Consider the following 15,942-nt stretch of genomic DNA (forward strand, 5'->3'; position numbering starts at 1 on the left):
GCAGGGTGGCCATGGCCACAACCCGGCGCCCGACCCGCGGGCACGCCCCCGACGTGCGGTGCAATCGTGCGCATGGAGCCGAGCGTCGCCGCCGGGCACGACAGCCGGACGCTCAGCCACGGCGGGCGCCGGGCCCACGCGGTCCTGCTGCTGCACGGGTACACCCACAGCCCGGCCCAGCTCGACGGGCTGGCCGCCGCACTGCATCGCCAGGGGTACAACGTCCACGTTCCCCGCGCCCCGTTCCACGGCGTCGTGACGCCCGGCGCACACGCCCGGGTCCGCACCCGCCAGCTGCTCGACTACGCGGACGCGGCGCTCGAGCGGACCGCGCGGCTCGGCGAGGAGGTCGGGATCGTCGGGGTGTCCGGCGGGGCGGTGCTGGCCACCTGGCTGGCGGCGCGGGGCGGCGGGACGGTGCGCCGGCTGCTCGCCCTGGCCCCGTTCTACGCGCCCGCGCCGGGCCGGATCCCGCCGGTGCTGCTGCGGCCGCTGATCCGCCTGTACGGGCTGGGCCTGCTGCCCGACCGGGTCGACCGGCGGGGTTACTCGTACCGCGCCGTGGCCCAGTACCTGCGCATCGCCGCGTTTCGCGAGGTGACGGCCACGGGGCTGCGGCACGTCGCCGTCGCCGTGTCGGAGAACGACACGGTCGTGGACCGGGCGCTCGCGTTCGACATCCCGTCCCGGCTGGCCGCCGCGTCCGGCGCCAGCCTCGCCCTCGACACGCTGCCGGCCCGGCTCGGGCTCGGGCACAACATCGTGTCGGGGCACGATGAGCTGGTACCGCGGTTCGTGGAGCTCTACGAGGGTTGACCTGGAGGGGACAGTGCTCACGATCGGGGCGTTCGCCCGGGCGGCGCGGCTGTCGCCGAAGGCGCTGCGGCTCTACGACGAGCTCGGGCTGCTGCCCCCGGCGGCGGTCGACAGCGACTCGGGGTACCGCTTCTACGACCCGGCGCAGCTGGACCGGGCCCGGCTCATCGCCTGGCTGCGCCGGCTCGGCATGCCGCTGGCCACGATCCGGCGGGTGTGCGACCTGCCGCCGGCCGAGGCCGCGGACATCGTCGCCGCGTACTGGGACGACGTGCTCGCCGAGACCGCCGCCCGCGGGCGCCTGGCCGCATTCCTCGTCGACCACCTGTCGGGGAGGGGTACCGCCATCAGCCCGCTGGGCATCCGCTACGCCGCCCGCGCCGAGTCGGGGCTGGTGCGCACGAGCAACGAGGACACCGCGTACGCGGGCAGCCGCCTGCTCGCGGTCGCCGACGGCACGCTCGGCGCGGCCGGCGACCGGGCCAGCGCGGCCGCGGTCGACGCGCTCAAACCGCTGGAGACGCTGTCGGTGCCGGCGGACGACCTGCTCGGCGCCCTCGCCGACGCGGTCGCCGACGCCGGCCGCGCCCTGCACGAGATCGCCGCGACCGACCCGTCGGGCGAGGCGGTCACCACCCTGACGGCGCTGCTGTGGTCCGGCTCCCGGCTGGCCCTGGTCCACGTCGGCGACAGCCGCGCCTACCAGCTGCGCGACGGCGAGCTGTTCCAGATCACCGACGACCACACGCACGTCCAGCAGCTGGTCGACGAGGGCCGGCTGACCCCGGAGGAGGCCGCGACCCACCCGCAGCGCTCGCTGCTGGTGCGGGCCCTGACCGGCACCGGCGCGAACGAGGCGGACCTGTCGGTGCACGAGGCCCGCGCCGGCGACCGCTACCTGCTCTGCTCCGACGGCCTGTCGACGGTGGTGGCGGCCTCCTCGTTGCGCACGGCGCTGCTGGAGGCCGGCGGCCCGCAGGCGACGCTGGACCGCCTGGTCGAGCTGGCGTACGCGGCGGGCGCCCCGGACAACATCGCCTGCGTGGTCGCCGACGTGGTCAGCCTGGAGTAACACCGTCCATACACTGGCCGGCATGGCACAGATCGTGGAGCTGCTCGCCTCGCCCGTCCACCGGTTCGAGGGCCGCCCCGCGGACGGGCCGGCGCCGGCGCCCGACGGGGAGCTGGTGTCCACCGTGCGGATCCGGGCCGGGCTGGGGATCGTCGGCGACCGCTACTTCGGGCAGCAGGCGCACCGCGACGCGAGCGTCACCGTCGTCGCGCGGGAGTGGCTGCCGGACGGGGCCGGGCTCGCGCAGGTGCGCCGCAACGTGCTCGTCGAGGGCATCCCGGTCGACGACCTGGTCGGGTCGATCCTCACGCTCGACTCGGGCGACGGGCCGGTCCGGCTGCGGGTGCGCCGGCCGGCGCACCCGTGCGCCTGGATGGACGTGACGATCCGGCCGGGCGCCTGGCGCGGGCTGCGCGGTCACGGCGGGGTGCGGTGCGTGCCGCTCGACGACGGGGTGCTGCGGGTCGGGCCGGTGTCCTTCTCAGTCTCAGCGGACTCCGCCTCAGCGGACCACTAGCTGGAACAGGACCAGGCCGGCGTCGTGGGTCTCGACCTCGAACAGGCCGGTGGCGTCGGCCTTGAACTCCAGCTTCGCCGGCTTGCCGGGCTCGAGGGCGGCCTTGCGGTCGTAGCCGTGGACGTGCAGCTCGTCGGGGGCGTCGGAGGTCACGGTGAGCTTGATCGTGGTGCCGCGGGCGACCTCGACGCGGCCGGTCGGCGGGCTGACCGTGCGGTTGCTGATGGTGATCGTGAGCTCCCGGTCGCCGCCGGCCGGTGTGTCTTCGCCGCGGGTGGCGTAGAAGACGGCGACGGCCGCGGCGATCGCGATGACCGCGACGGCGAGCAGCCGGACCATGGTGTCGGGCCGGGACTTGGTGGCGGTGGGCACGGTGGCACTCCTCGCGGTGAGGTTGGTGCGCCGACACCAATTCGCGGATCTGGCCAGCAGCCTAGCCGACCCCTCCCGCGTCCCACCAGCGCACGGTCGTGAGCGACGCTGGTCGGAGAGCACCGCGACGCTGCGCATGCGCCCATGGCACTTGCCATAGCTTGATCATTTATCTATGGTCGGGCGATGGCGACGATGCGGGAACCGACGTTTCTCATCCTCACCGCCCTGGCCGGCGAGCCGCGGCACGGCTACGGCATCGTGCGGGAGGTCGAGACGCTGTCCGGGATGCGGCTGCTGACGGGCACGCTGTACACGGCCCTGGACCGGCTCACCGCCGAGGGCCTCGTCGAGCACGACCGCGACGAGGAGGTCGACGGGCGGACCCGCCGGTACTACCGCCTCACCGCCGCCGGCCTGACCGCACTGACCGCGGAGACCGCCCGCCTGCGCGGCCTCGCCACCGCCGCCGAGGCCCGCCTGCGCGCCGCCCGCCCGAGGACCGCCTGATGCGCATCTGGCTACTCGCCTACCCGCGCGGCCACCGGCGCGACGAGATCCTGGAGACCCTGCGCGAGGCCGGCCGGACCCGGCCCACCGCCCGGGAGGCCGCCAACCTGGTCCGCCACGGACTGCGCGCCCGCCTGGGCCGCCCGGCCAGCCGCACGGTCGCGGTCTGGGCCACCCTGACCGCGCTGATCTGCGGCCTGTTCACGGCCGGGTTCGCGGTCCGCGCGGCGTGGGAGACGGCCCGCCCCCTCCCGACGGCCGCGGAGGCCACTTCGATGCTGGCCGAGATCGTGCCCGGCAGGCACTTCGAGGGCCTCGCCGACGCCCCGTCCCTGTTCGTCGTCTACGGCGGCCCGCTGCGCTGGTCCGCCACCCGCGACCTGCTGCTGGGCGACGGCGGGGAGTACCAGCCGGCCGGGGTGGGCGGCGGCACCCCCGGCGACGCCGACGTCGCCGCGACGGTCCAGCGGCTGCGCGACCTGGGCTGGACGGTCTACCCGCCGATCGAGCACGACCTGTACGGCTGCGCCGGCCCGCCCTGCGACCCAGCGACGATCCCGACGTCGACGACCCTGGTCGCGGCCCGCGGCGACACAGTCTTCACGCTGGAACTGACGGGCACCTACCTGTCGGCGTCGTTCCAGCGCGCGGCCCCGTGGCCGGTCTGGCCGGCGGGGATCGCGGGCTTCCTCCTGGGCGCGGCCGGCTCCTTCCTGCTCTTCGGCTGGGCCAGCCGCCGCCGGCCGCGGGCCTCGGCGACGGTACTGCTGGCGATCGCCCTGTTCCTGTGGTGGACCCCAACCGTCTTCGCCGCACCCCTGGCGCTCAACCACCACCTGAGCGAGCCCCACCCGTCGTGGCACCCGCTGTGGGAGTGGCTGGGCCAGCCGACGTTCTCACTGCTGTTCCTGCTCGGCACCGCCGCCGCCCTGCTGAGCCTGGCCGTCTCCGCCCTCCCGGCAGGTGCGCGGGTTCGCTACCGTGCGGGGGCATGAGGTCGCCTCTGGCGCGGTGGGCCGGGTCGGGCTTGCTGGTGCTGGTGTGGCTCGGCGTCGATGTCGTCGTGGCCGTGCTTGTCGCGGGGCGGGACGACCCGGCGCGGGCCCTGCTGTCCATTCTCGGGTTCGTCGTCACGATGGGCGTCGCGATCGCGGTCGTCGTGCTCAACAGCGAGTCCTCGGCGGCCGTCCTGCACTTCGGGTTCTTCTTCCTCATGTTCGTCGCGGCGATCTTCGTCACGACGTTCGCCCCGGCGGCCTATCTGGAGGTCGTCGGCGAGGACCGGCCGGCGATCGTCCAGGACGGGCGGTGCGTCGAGCAGGAGGAGGGGTGCGAGCAGCAGTACCTGGTCAGCGACTTGCGCACCGAACGCGACCTCGGCTGGCTCTCCTGCGGCGAGCCGGTCTACCGGACCGGCGACCAGGTCACCGTCCGGGTCGACCCCGACGGGCGGGCGATGCCGGCCCTGCACCGGTGCGGGCCGGGCGGGCGGGCGATGTGGTTCATGGTCGCCGCGATCCCCGGGGTCGCCGCCGCCTACCTCCTCGCCGGGCTCGGACTCGCGATCCGCGAGCAGCGCCTCAGTAGACGTCGCGCAGGTAGCGCTTCTCGCTGACCAGCTGCTTCACGTAGGCCGCGGCCGCCTCCTCGGACAGGTGGCCGTGGGCGGCCGCCACGTCGCGCAGCGCCTGGTCGACGTCCTTCGCCATGCGGGTCGCGTCGCCGCAGACGTAGAAGCAGGCGCCGTCCTGCAGCCACGCCCACAGCTGGGCGCCGTGCTCGCGCATGCGGTCCTGCACGTACACCTTCGACCGCTGGTCGCGGGAGAACGCCAGGTCCAGCCGGGTCAGGGTGCCGGCGTCGCGGAACGCGGCGAGCTCCTGCTCGTAGTAGAAGTCGGTCGCGCGGCGCTGCTCGCCGAAGAACAGCCAGTTGCCGCCGCGGGCGCCCCGCGCGTGGCGCTCCTGGAGGAAGCCGACGAACGGGGCCACGCCGGTGCCGGGGCCGACCATGACCATGGGAGTGTCGTCGGCGGGCGGGCGGAAATGCGGGGCCTTCTGGAGGTACACCGGAATCTCGGACTCCAGGAGCGCGTCCGCGAGGAACGTGGAGGCGACGCCCTTGCGCGGCCGGCCGTGCGGGTTGTCGAAGCGGACGACCGACACGGTGAGGCTGACGGACCCGGGGTTCGCCAGGGGCGAGGAGGAGATGCTGTACTGCCGGGGCTGGAGGCGTTTCAGCACCCCCAGCCACTCGGCGGCCGTGGCCTCGGTCCCGTGCTCCGCGATGACGTCGATCGCCTGCCGGCCATAGGTGTACTTCGCGAGCTCGCCCTGGTTGTCGGGCCGCAGCAGCGCCTTGAGCGTCGTGTCGTGGGAGCGGTCCGCGACGAAGCGCAGCAGGTCGGGCGTGATGCGGGTGATGTCGTGCCGGCGCAGCAGCGCCTCGCCGAACGACGGGTCGTCGACACCGGTCACGTCGAGCCACTCGTCGACGAGCGACGGGCAGTTCGCCGGCCACACGCCGAGCGAGTCGCCGGCCTCGTAGTCGAGGTCGGCGGCGAACGTGAACCGGCGCACCTCCTTGGCCGACCCGGGGCGGCTCAGCAGCTCGTTGCCGGTCAGGATGCCGGTGATCGGCTCGCGCTTGGAGCCGGTCCGCCGGGCCGGCGCCACGGCCGACGACCGGAGGGCCTTGAGCACCTCGTCGAGCCAGCCGTGCGCGGCGTCCTCGTAGTCCGGCTCCAGGTCGACCCGCGGAGTGAGCCGGACGCCGCCCAGCTCGTCGAGGCGCGTGTCGAGGGCCCGGCCGTGGCCGCAGAAGTTGGCGTAGCTGGAGTCGCCGAAGGCGAGCACCGCGTAGCGGCGGCCGTCGAAGCGCACCGGGTCGGGGCCGTGCAGCGACTCCCAGAAGGCGGCGCCGTTGTCGGGCGCCTCGCCGTCACCGAAGGTGCTGGTGATGATGAGCAGGTCGGCGCCGCTGGTGGCCAGGTCGGCCGCCGCCGAGGTCATGCTGCGCAGGTCCGCCTGCCAGCCCTCGTCGGCCAGGCGCCGGCTCACCAGGCCGGCGAACTCTTCGGCGTTGCCGGTCTGCGACGCCCAGAGGACGTGGATGGTACGGGCGGGGGCCGGTGCGTCGGCGGTCGCCGGCGGCCGGCCGCCGAAGGTCCCGGCGAGGAAACCGTTGACCCACTGCGCCCGCGCCGGGTCGAACGGCGCGTTGTCGGGCAGCATCGGCGCCGTCGCCGGCGGGGCGGCGGTGAGCGCGCTGAGGAAGCCGGCGAGGTACAGCCGCTCCCCCTCGGTCAGCCGGGGCGGGGTCAGGTCGAGCCCGAGCGGCCCCTCCCGCGGCGGCGTCGCGACCCGCGTGAGGCTGACCGCGCACACCTTCAGCTCCGGCTGGAAGGAGATCGGGTCGACGGCGTCGCTGGTGACGGCGTTGATGCTGCGGTACTCGCCGAACAGGTCGTTCCAGTGGAACGGCGCGAAGCAGTTGCCGGGCATGACCCGGTCGGTGACCCGGGCCGGCAGCACCGCCCGGCCGCGGCGCGACGCGACCTCGACCTCGTCGCCGTCGGCCACCCCGAGCCGCTCGGCGTCGGCCGGGTTGACCTCCACGAACGGGCCCGGGTTGAGCTTGTTGAGCTTGGCGACCTTGCCGGTCTTGGTCAGCGTGTGCCACTGGTGCTGCAGGCGGCCGGTGTTGAGCAGGAACGGGAAGTCGTCGTCGGGCAGCTCGGCGGGGTCGAGGTGCGGGCGGGCGAAGAACACCGCCTTGCCGCTCTGGGTTGCGAACCGCAGTTGGCTGGTCGGCTGGTGGCGGTACCGGATGGGATTGCGCGGCGGCGCTCCAGGCGGGGCGGGCCACTGCACCGGCTCGGTCCGCAGCCGCTCGTAGCTCACGCCGCGCAGGTCGTAGCCGGTCTGCGGGTTCCAGAACCGCTGGATCTCGGCGAACACGTCCTCGGCGCCGTCGTAGGAGAAGGCGTCGGCGTACCCCATCTCGGCGGCGATCCGCGCGATGAGCTGCCAGTCGGCGAGCGCCTCACCCGGCGGGTCGGCGACCTGCTGGACCAGCGTGAGGTTGCGCTCCGAGTTGATCATGACGCCGTCGATCTCGGACCACATGGCGGCGGGCAGGATGACGTCGGCGTACGCGTTCGTCTCCGTCTCGGCGTAGGCGTCCTGGGTGATGACCAGCTCGGCCCGCTCCAGGCCCTCGATCACGGTCCGCCGGTTGCCGACCGAGGCCACCGGGTTGGTGCAGATGATCCAGCACGCCTTGACCTCGCCGGCGGCCATCCGCTCGAACAGCTCGACGGTGCCCTTGCCGACGTCGGTGCGCAGTGTGCCGCCGGGCAGGCCCCAGGCCTCCTCGACGAAGACGCGGTCCTGCTCCACGAGGACCGAGCGCTGGCCGGGCAGGCCGGGCCCCATGTACCCCATCTCGCGCCCGCCCATCGCGTTGGGCTGGCCGGTGAGCGAGAACGGGCCGCTGCCGGGCCGGCCGATGGCGCCGGTCGCCAGGTGCAGGTTGACCAGGGCGTTCGTGTTCCAGGTGCCGTGGGTGCTCTGGTTGAGACCCATCGTCCAGCAGCTCATCCACTCGCCGGCGGTGCCGATGAGGTCGGCGGCTCTGCGCACGTCGGCGCTTTCCAGCCCGGTGAGCTCGGCGACCTTGTCCGGGGTGTAGTCGGCGAGGAACTCGGGCATCGCCTCCCAGCCCTCGGTGTGTTCCCTGATGAACGCCTCGTCGATGCCCCCGCCCTGATCGAGCAGGTGCAGCAGGCCGTTGAGCAGCGCCAGGTCGGTGCCCGGCCGGAGCTGGAGGAACAGGTCGGCCTTGTCGGCGGTCGCGGTGCGGCGCGGGTCGACCACGATGAGCTTCGCGCCCGCCTTGACCCGGTCCATCATGCGCAGGTACAGGATCGGGTGGCAGTCGGCCATGTTGGAGCCGATGACCAGGAACAGGTCGGCGTGGTCGAAGTCGTCGTAGGAACCGGGCGGGCCGTCGGCGCCGAGCGACAGCTTGTAGCCGCTGCCGGCGCTGGCCATGCAGAGGCGGGAGTTACTCTCGATCTGGTTGGTGCGCACGAAGCCCTTGGCGAGCTTGTTCGCGAGGTACTGCGCCTCGAGGGTCATCTGCCCCGACACGTAGAACGCGACCGCGTCGGGGCCGTGCTCGTCGACGATCGCCCTGAGCCTTCGCCCGGTGTCCGCGATCGCCTGGTCGACGGGGGTGTCGGTGGGTTCGCTGCCGCGGCGCTGCCGGGTCTTCGCGGTGGCCAGCCGGCCCGGGCCCGCGAGCATCTCGGCGCTCGTCGCGCCCTTGGTGCAGAGCCGGCCCGCGTTCGCCGGGTGCTGCCGGTCGCCGGTCACCTTCAGCACGCGACGGCGGCCGTCGGGGTCCGTCGCCACGTCGAGGACCATGCCGCAGCCGACCCCGCAGTACGAACAGACCGTACGGGTCTGCATCACGGTCCGTACCGTACGGGCGGCCCGTTACACCGACGTCACGCGGTTTTGTCCGCCGCGATTACACCGCTCCCACATTCGGCGCGCCGTCGATGTGAACGAGATCGCCGACGCGGAGGGTGCCCGGGCGGCTGACCGTCGCGTAGGCGCCGACGCAGGTCAGCTTGCCGAGGTCGTACACCTGGACCCGGTTCTGCCGCGCGGCGGTGCGGATCACGGACGGGTCGGCGGGCAGGTCGCCGTGGGCCAGGGTGGGGATCACGCACCGGGGCGTCGGGACGATCGCCTCGATCTCGGCGTCTCCGACCGCGATCTTCCTTCCCGGCCAGTCGTTCTCCGCGAAGGGTTCGCCGTCGACCATGCGCACGACGATGTTGGGGCGGAACCGGCGGTGGTCGGCCTGGAGGGCTTCGAGGGTGGCCGTCGTGACGACGTGGACCGGCGCGAAGTCGACGAAGTTCCGCCTCGGCAGGACACTCCTGGTCATCTCGCCCGCGCCGGGCTCGGTCTCGGGCGTGAGCCGTTCGAGGGTGGCACCCTCCGGCACCTCACTGATGAGGTTCTCCGGCATGTCGGACATTTCCGAAATGGTCACTGTGCCGTCTTCTTCGTAGCGGGCGCTGTGCCGCAGCAGCCAGCCCCACTTCCGCGGGTTCTTGGCGCTCGCCACCAGCCCCGTCTCCCGGTCCACCAGCGCGTACCGGCGGTCGCCGACGAGGCCGTCGGCCTCCAGCGCCACCTCGGACAGCTCCTCGCCCAGCATCGACTTCACCGGGTACCGCCCCAGCCACACGATCTCGCCCACTGGTACATCCTGCCGGTACAACTGACACATGCGGTACACCCCACGCGAGGTCGTCGACAAGACCGGCTTCACCCTCGACACCCTGCGCTACTACGAACGCATCGGCCTGCTGGACGACATCGACCGCAATGCCGGCGGCCAGCGGGTCTTCTCCGACGACGACATCGCGTGGCTGGAGATCCTGCGCTGCCTGCGCGACACCGGCATGCCGATCGCCCGCATGCTGCGCTACGCCGAGCTGGCCCGCGGCGGCGACGCCACGTTCGCCGAGCGCGCCGAGCTCCTGGAGGAGCACGACCGCGAGATCGAGGCGAAGATCGCGGCCCTGCGCGAGGAGCAGACCCGCATCCGCCACAAGATCGAGTGGTACCACTCCGAACTGGGCGATTGACCTGGAGCGCGCTCCAGCTCCTACGGTCGGTCCCATGCGAACGATCCCTCTGGGCCACACGGGCGAGCAGGTGAGCGCGGTCGCCCTGGGCTGCATGCTGATGGGCACGAGCACCGACGAGCCCACGTCCGTGACCATGCTGGAGCGCTACCTGGAGGCGGGCGGCACGTTCCTCGACACCGCCGACTGCTACGCGTGGTGGCCTTCTCCCGGCGACACGGGCGGCGAGAGCGAGTCGCTGCTGGGCCGCTGGTTCGCCCGGGGTGGCCGCCGTGACGAGGTCTTCCTGGCCACGAAGGGCAGCGCCTGGGTGCCGGACCCCGCCGGGGCCCGCGCCGGCACGGTCCCCGCCCCGTCCCAGTACGCGGGCGCTCGTGCCGACACGCTCCGCCACGCCTTGGACGCCAGCCTCGGCCGCCTCGGCGTGGATCACGTGGACCTCTACTACGTCCACGTGGACGACCTGGCCACGCCGCTGGAGGAGACGCTGTCGGCGCTGGCGGGCCTGGTCTCGTCGGGCAAGGTCCGCCACCTGGGCTGGTCGAACGTCCAGACCTGGCGCCTGGAGCGCATCCGCCGGCTGTGCGCGACCAACGGCTGGCCGGCCCCGGTGGCCCTCCAGCAGGAACACTCGTATCTGCGCCCTCACCCGTCCGCGTCGAAGGCCTCGATCGTCGGCCCGGAGCAGCTCAGCTACCTGCGGGCACACGAGGACCTGACGCTGGTGGCGTACTCCCCGATCCTCAAGGGCATCTACGACGGCCGCGACCACCACGTCATGGAGTCGTACCGGGGCGCCGACTCGGACGCCCGCCTGGCCGCGGTCGCGAAGCTGGCGGCGGACCTGGGCGTGACGGGCAGCGAACTCGCGCTGGCCTGGCTGCTCCACCAGCGGGATCCGTCACGCGTCGCCCTGATCGGCCCGAGGACGCTCTCGCAGTACGACTCCTCGATGTCCGCCCTGAGCATCAAGCTGGCCCCCGAGGTGCTGGCCGAACTGGACGCGGCCGGCGCCTAGCGCTCCCGCCTGGGTTTCGGAGGCGGTTCAGTCACGCAGATGCGGTTGCTGCTCGTCGACGCCGCCATGCCGAGCGAGCTGCGAACAGCCACCCAACGAACAACACCGCCGATACGGCCGTACCGAACCATGGTGCCGGCTCAGACGTTTCGCGAACCGCCGAACACGGATCGGACCTTCGATGACGGACCTGGGATTGACCGCCGACCTGAATGGCGCGTGGTGGCGGATTCGAGCCGGAGTTGATCCGAGACTCACAAGCCACCCCGGCGCCGGTCGTGAATCGCACGGTGTAATTTCGACTGCCGGAATCGTTCCACAAAATGTCGACAACTTCCGCGGAAACGGTGCCACCTCGAAGGTCATCGACACTTTGCCAGGCCGACACGAGCAAGGCCACCGCGAGGAACACCGAGCCAACGGTCAGCACCACCAATGATGCCGTGGGTCCGAGAATCGATGGACTACGACGCATATGTGTGACGTGCGGCTGCAGCTACGGACATTGTGCCACCTTGGTGGATGCTGGACATTTCGAACGTTCGACGTCATGCAGGATAGCCTTGGCTGCGGCCGCAGCGAATTCGTCCGAAAAGGCAAAACCTGGTAACGGATGACTCTCGTCCGTCGAACTACTTCCGTTGCTCCCGTCAGACACCGGTCGGGGTTCCCACCAGTGGAAACCCTCTCCCTGCCACCTGCGCGTCGTGCTGGGCTCCTTGCCTCCGGCGGGGCCTCCAGCCGGGGGCCCCGGGGTCCCGGTGGGCGCCGGGTGCACGGGGGCCTTGACCCACACCCGCGTGCCACATACGTGCCAGCAGTCGCGGTCGGCAGCGGTTCACTCGCGAACCCCCAGGCCCGACTTCCACAGTGGACGGTGCAGGGCCTGGGCGGTGTGGCTCGACCGATTGTATAAGCACTGTTACATTCACCACTGTGAGCGAGGTGGAGGACCCGACCGAGCGGAGCGCCTGGCGGCCGTTGCGGCTGCTCGTGGCGGCGATGGACGCGGACATCGAGCGGCTCTACGACGAGGCCGGCGTCGAGGGGCTCAGGTCGAGCTTCGTGCTGGAGCTGGTGCGGCTGCACGCGCGCGGGCCGATGACGATCACCGAGCTGGCCGAGTCGGTGCAGCGCACCCACTCGGCGATGAGCCAGAAGGTCGCGGCCATGCGGGCCGCCGGGTGGGTCCGGACGACGACCGGCGTCGATGCCAGGACGAAGCGCGTGGTGCTGACCGCGAAGGCGCGGCGGGTCGTCGGGCGGCTGGCCGCCGAGTGGCGGGCGACCGAGGCGGCACTGGCGGAGCTCGAGGCCGAGGTACCGTACCCGCTCAGCCGGGTGGTCACGGACCTCGAGACGGCCCTGCGGCGGCGCAGCTTCCACGACCGCATCGCCGACCACCTCGCCCGGGACCCGGCGTGGCAGCCCTGATCGACGTCGCGCCGCTGCGGTCGTCGCCGCAGTTCCGGCGCCTGTGGCTGGGCCGGGTGTGCTCGATGTTCGGCGGGCAGATGACGCTCGTCGCCGTGATGTACCAGCTCTGGGACACCACGCACAGCACCGCCTGGACGGGCGCGGCAGCCCTCGCCCAGGCGCTGCCGCTTGTCGCGTTCGGCCTGTTCGCGGGCGCGCTGGTGGACCGTACTGACCGCCGCCGCCTCTACCTGCTGGCCACCGCCGGCGCCGCCGCCTGTTCCGCGCTCCTGGCGGCGCAGGGGTTTGCCGGTGGGGTGTCGGCTCCGGTGGTACTGCTGGTGCTCGCGCTGCAGTCGACGTTCGCGTCCGCCGGCGGACCGGCCGCGCGCACGTTCGTCTCCCGGCTGCTCCCAGACGAGCAGGTCGCGGCCGGCCTGGCCCTGAACCGGGTCGCGTTCCAGGGCTCGCTGCTGCTCGGCCCGGCCATCGGGGGCGCGGTGATCAGCTGGGGCGGCGTCGGCGTCTGCTACCTGCTCGACGCCCTGTCCTTCGGCGCCGCGCTGCTGGCCGCCGCGGGCCTGCCCCCGATGCGCCCGGACGGCGCCCCGGCCGCGCCCGGCCTGCGTGCCGTGGCCGAGGGCCTGCGGTTCCTGCTGGCCACCCCGCCGGTGCGCGGGGCGCTGCTGACGGATCTGGCCGCCACCGTACTGTCGATGCCCCTCAGCCTGTTCCCGCTCGTGAACGCGGAGCGCTTCGGCAACGACCCCCGCACGCTCGGCCTCTTCCTGAGCGCGATCGCGGCCGGCGGCATCGTGGCCTCGGTGCTGTCCGGCACGTTCACGAGCAGCCCTCGCCCGGGCGCGGTGATGCTGCTCGGTTCGGCCGCGTGGGGCGTCTCGCTGGCCGCGTTCGCCCTCGCTCCCGACCCGTGGTCCGCCCTGGCCTGCCTGGTGGTGGCCGGCGCGGCGGACACGGTGGCGGTCGTCTGCCGCAGCACGGTGGTGCAGCTGCACACGCCCGATGCGCTGCTGGGCCGGGTGGCCGCGGCCGAACAGATCGTCGGCCAGGCCGGCCCCGACGTTGGCAACTTCCGCGCGGGCCTGCTCGCGGTCCCGCTCGGCGCCACCACGACCCTGGTGAGCGGCGGCGCCCTGTGCGTGCTCGCGGTCGCCGCCGTCGCCCGGGCGACCCCGTCGCTCACGGCGGCCGCCGGTGCCCGCGGATCGCCTGCCCCAGGTTCAGCCTGACGAAGGCGGATCGCCTGCCCCCCGGGGTCAGCATGACGAAGCGGGCGACGATCGCGGGCCGCGCGCCGCACGCGAGGCCAGAACCCGGCCCGGTGCCGTCCCGGCCCGGTGCCGGCCCGGTGCGCGGGTGCGTCGTGCGACACAGCTGCGGGCCCGCCTCCTGGGTGACGGCCGTCCACCTGGCGAGCGGGCCCATGCCCGCCGGCGTGCCGTCACACAGCAACCGCACCGGCGACGGCGTTCAGGCTCATGCCCACCGGCGTGCCGTCACGCAGCAACCGCGCCGGCGACGGCGTTCAGGTTCGTGCCCCGCCGGCGTGCCGTCACGCAGCAACCGGACCGGGCGACGGCGTTCAGGTTCATGCCCGCCGGCGTGCCGTCACGCAGCAACCGCGCCGGCGACGGCGTTCAGGGCGGTCAGCGCGGGCTCCGGCAGTAACAGATCCGCCGCCGCGACGTTCTCGCGCAGGTGGGCGACGGAGGACGTGCCCGGGATGAGGGCCATCGTCGGGGAGCGCTGGAGCAGCCAGGCCAGGGCCACCTGCTGCGGCGTGGCACCGAGGTCGGCGGCGACCCGGGTCAGCGTCTCCGACTGCAGCGGCGAGAAGCCACCCAGCGGAAAGAAGGCGGCGAACGCGATGCCCTCCGCGGCGCACCGGTCGACCAGGGCGTCGTCCTGGCGGTTGGCCAGGTTGTAGAGATTCTGCACGGTGACCACCGGGGCGATCCTCTGTGCCTCGGTGAGCTGCGCGTCCGTCACCCCGCTCAGCCCGAGGTGGCGGATGAGGCCCTGCCCGCGCAGCTCGGCGAGGGCCTCGAACTGCTCGCTGATCGGCGCGTCGCCGGTGCTCTCGGCGGCGCCGACGCGCAGGTTGACCACGTCGAGCACGTCGAGGCCGAGGTGCTCCAGGTTGTCGTGGACCTGTGCCTTCAGGTCGGCCGGCTCGAGGGACTGGATCCAGGAGCCGTCCGCGCCCCGGCGGGCGCCGACCTTGGTGACGATGCGCAGCTCTTCCGGATAGGGGCTGAGGGCCTCCCGGATCAGCTCGTTGACGACGGCCGGGCCGTAGAAGTCGCTGGTGTCGACGTGGGTGATGCCGAGGGCGACGGCCTCCCGCAGCACGGCGAGCGCCTGGTCGCGGTCCTTCGGCGGGCCGAAGACATGTGGGCCGGCGAGCTGCATGGCGCCGTAGCCCATGCGCGTGATGGTGAGGTCCTCGGCGAGGGTCAGCGTTGCGGTGTTCATGGTTTCTACGGTCCGCCTCAGGCGGCCGGTTGTGCAGTGCCCTGGTGATCCTAGGAGCAAGGGGACCAGGCACGGGAGCCCCGGCGGGGCGCCGGGCGGCTTACGGTGGTGGGCATGAACGGTACCAACACGCTTGGCGAGTTCCTCCGCGCCAGGCGCGAGGAAGTAACACCGGAGGACGCCGGCCTCAACCCGGGCCCCGGCCTGCGGCGGGTCCGCGGCCTGCGCCGCGAGGAGGTCGCGATGCTGGCGGGCATCAGCTCCGACTACTACCTCCGGCTGGAGCAGGGCCGCGACCGCCACCCGTCGGTCCAGATCCTCGACGCCCTCGCCGGCGTGCTGCGGCTCGACGCGGCGGCAACGGAGTACATGATCGGCCTCACCCGCCCGCGCTCCCGCACGACCCGCCGCCGCTCCGCCGCCGACACCGTTCCGGCGAGCGTGCTGCACCTGATGACGGAGATGCCGATGCCGGCGTTCATCCAGAATCGGTATCTCGACGTCCTCGCCGCCAACCGCATGGCCCACGCGCTGTCCCCGAACCTGGCCCCCGGCGTCAACCGCCTCCGCGCCGCCCTGCTGGACCCGGCCGAGAAGGCGCTCCACCGCGACTGGACGCAGGCCACGGCAAACGCGATCGCCGGCCTCCGGGCGGAGGCCGGCGCCGGCGGGGACGACCCCAGGATGGCCGCGCTGGTCGGCGACCTGTCCCTGAAGAGCGACCGCTTCCGCAAGCTGTGGGCCCGCCACGACGTCCGCGCCCGCGCGGGCCGCGTGAGCCGCCTGCACCACCCGGAGGTGGGCGACCTGGACCTGTTCTGCGACAAGCTCGGCATCCCGGGCGAGGAGGGCCAGCTCCTGGTGGTCTATCACGCCGAGCCGGGCTCGGAGTCCTCCCGATTACTGAACCTGCTGGGCTCGTTGGCCGCCAGTTCGTAGAGCACGCCGCGCGGGCTGAGCGTGACGACCAGCGGCACCAGGTCGGCCGAGAACGCGGCGCGCCAGCTCGTAGTCCGGCAGAGACCAGGTCGTCTGCGGGACGCGGCTGCGGATCG

16 protein-coding genes are annotated in these 15,942 nt (G+C 73.0%); 11 read left to right on the forward strand and 5 right to left on the reverse strand.

Features of this window, described 5'->3' with window-relative positions; translation table 11 throughout:
* The first annotated feature begins 72 nt into the window (after positions 1 to 72).
* From ABZS66_RS17910 to ABZS66_RS17920, 3 genes are read left to right on the forward strand one after another with little or no spacing between them, the layout of a single operon-like run.
* Positions 73 to 816, forward strand: coding sequence for an alpha/beta fold hydrolase (locus ABZS66_RS17910; RefSeq protein ID WP_354758856.1), 744 nt, complete (start codon positions 73 to 75; stop codon positions 814 to 816).
* A complete protein-coding gene (locus ABZS66_RS17915; RefSeq protein WP_354758858.1) occupies positions 776 to 1,888 on the forward strand; it encodes a MerR family transcriptional regulator in 1,113 nt (370 codons plus the stop codon). The genes ABZS66_RS17910 and ABZS66_RS17915 overlap by 41 nt, the downstream gene beginning before the upstream one ends.
* Positions 1,889 to 1,910: 22 nt before the next feature.
* A complete protein-coding gene (locus ABZS66_RS17920) occupies positions 1,911 to 2,405 on the forward strand; it encodes a molybdenum cofactor biosysynthesis protein (protein WP_354758860.1) in 495 nt (164 codons plus the stop codon).
* Here the strand turns inward: ABZS66_RS17920 and ABZS66_RS17925 are convergent.
* Positions 2,391 to 2,777 (reverse strand): cupredoxin domain-containing protein, encoded by a 387-nt coding sequence (locus tag ABZS66_RS17925; RefSeq protein WP_354758862.1) that lies wholly within the window; start codon positions 2,775 to 2,777, stop codon positions 2,391 to 2,393. The genes ABZS66_RS17920 and ABZS66_RS17925 overlap by 15 nt on opposite strands.
* A 195-nt stretch (positions 2,778 to 2,972) precedes the next feature.
* Between ABZS66_RS17925 and ABZS66_RS17930 the strand changes: the two genes are divergently transcribed.
* The 3 genes from ABZS66_RS17930 to ABZS66_RS17940 are packed head-to-tail and all read left to right on the forward strand — an operon-like array spanning position 2,973 to position 4,902.
* On the forward strand, positions 2,973 to 3,287 hold the full coding sequence (locus ABZS66_RS17930) for a helix-turn-helix transcriptional regulator (RefSeq protein WP_354758962.1): 315 nt from the start codon (positions 2,973 to 2,975) through the stop codon (positions 3,285 to 3,287).
* The gene (locus tag ABZS66_RS17935) at positions 3,287 to 4,282 is read left to right on the forward strand and encodes a hypothetical protein (protein WP_354758864.1); all 996 of its coding nucleotides are present in this window, start codon (positions 3,287 to 3,289) and stop codon (positions 4,280 to 4,282) included. Before ABZS66_RS17930 ends, ABZS66_RS17935 begins: the two co-directional genes overlap by 1 nt.
* Positions 4,279 to 4,902, forward strand: coding sequence for a hypothetical protein (locus ABZS66_RS17940; RefSeq protein WP_354758866.1), 624 nt, complete (start codon positions 4,279 to 4,281; stop codon positions 4,900 to 4,902). Before ABZS66_RS17935 ends, ABZS66_RS17940 begins: the two co-directional genes overlap by 4 nt.
* Here ABZS66_RS17940 and ABZS66_RS17945 read toward each other — a convergent pair.
* Together ABZS66_RS17945 and ABZS66_RS17950 are read right to left on the reverse strand one after the other, a co-directional pair.
* On the reverse strand, positions 4,868 to 8,761 hold the full coding sequence (locus ABZS66_RS17945; RefSeq protein WP_354758964.1) for a bifunctional nitrate reductase/sulfite reductase flavoprotein subunit alpha: 3,894 nt from the start codon (positions 8,759 to 8,761) through the stop codon (positions 4,868 to 4,870). The two genes, ABZS66_RS17940 and ABZS66_RS17945, sit on opposite strands and share 35 nt — an antisense overlap.
* Before the next feature lie 61 nt (positions 8,762 to 8,822).
* Complete coding sequence (locus ABZS66_RS17950; RefSeq protein ID WP_354758868.1) at positions 8,823 to 9,566, reverse strand: MOSC N-terminal beta barrel domain-containing protein; 744 nt, start codon at positions 9,564 to 9,566, stop codon at positions 8,823 to 8,825.
* A 28-nt stretch (positions 9,567 to 9,594) separates the two neighbouring features.
* Here ABZS66_RS17950 and ABZS66_RS17955 point away from each other — a divergent pair, with 28 nt between their 5' ends.
* Positions 9,595 to 9,957 carry a MerR family transcriptional regulator gene (locus tag ABZS66_RS17955; RefSeq protein WP_354758870.1) on the forward strand — a complete coding sequence of 121 codons (363 nt, stop codon included), beginning with the start codon at positions 9,595 to 9,597 and terminating at the stop codon, positions 9,955 to 9,957.
* A 34-nt stretch (positions 9,958 to 9,991) separates the two neighbouring features.
* A complete protein-coding gene (locus ABZS66_RS17960; RefSeq protein ID WP_354758872.1) occupies positions 9,992 to 10,975 on the forward strand; it encodes an aldo/keto reductase in 984 nt (327 codons plus the stop codon).
* Positions 10,976 to 11,006: 31 nt separating this feature from the next.
* On the opposite strand, the gene ABZS66_RS17965 is transcribed toward ABZS66_RS17960, so the two are convergent.
* Positions 11,007 to 11,450, reverse strand: coding sequence for a DUF3592 domain-containing protein (locus ABZS66_RS17965; RefSeq protein ID WP_354758874.1), 444 nt, complete (start codon positions 11,448 to 11,450; stop codon positions 11,007 to 11,009).
* 461 nt (positions 11,451 to 11,911) lie between these two features.
* Here ABZS66_RS17965 and ABZS66_RS17970 point away from each other — a divergent pair, with 461 nt between their 5' ends.
* A complete protein-coding gene (locus ABZS66_RS17970; RefSeq protein WP_354758876.1) occupies positions 11,912 to 12,409 on the forward strand; it encodes a MarR family transcriptional regulator in 498 nt (165 codons plus the stop codon).
* A complete protein-coding gene (locus ABZS66_RS17975; protein WP_354758878.1) occupies positions 12,397 to 13,641 on the forward strand; it encodes an MFS transporter in 1,245 nt (414 codons plus the stop codon). The genes ABZS66_RS17970 and ABZS66_RS17975 overlap by 13 nt, the downstream gene beginning before the upstream one ends.
* A gap of 379 nt (positions 13,642 to 14,020) precedes the next feature.
* Here ABZS66_RS17975 and ABZS66_RS17980 read toward each other — a convergent pair whose 3' ends face one another.
* Positions 14,021 to 14,887, reverse strand: a complete 867-nt coding sequence (locus ABZS66_RS17980; RefSeq protein ID WP_354758880.1) for an oxidoreductase — start codon at positions 14,885 to 14,887, stop codon at positions 14,021 to 14,023.
* A 114-nt stretch (positions 14,888 to 15,001) separates the two neighbouring features.
* On the opposite strand from ABZS66_RS17980, the gene ABZS66_RS17985 reads away from it, so the two are divergent.
* Positions 15,002 to 15,826, forward strand: a complete 825-nt coding sequence (locus ABZS66_RS17985) for a helix-turn-helix transcriptional regulator (protein ID WP_354758882.1) — start codon at positions 15,002 to 15,004, stop codon at positions 15,824 to 15,826.
* Positions 15,827 to 15,942 lie beyond the last annotated feature (116 nt).

The sequence above is a fragment of the Dactylosporangium sp. NPDC005572 genome (assembly GCF_040605515.1).
Taxonomy (GTDB): domain Bacteria; phylum Actinomycetota; class Actinomycetes; order Mycobacteriales; family Micromonosporaceae; genus Dactylosporangium.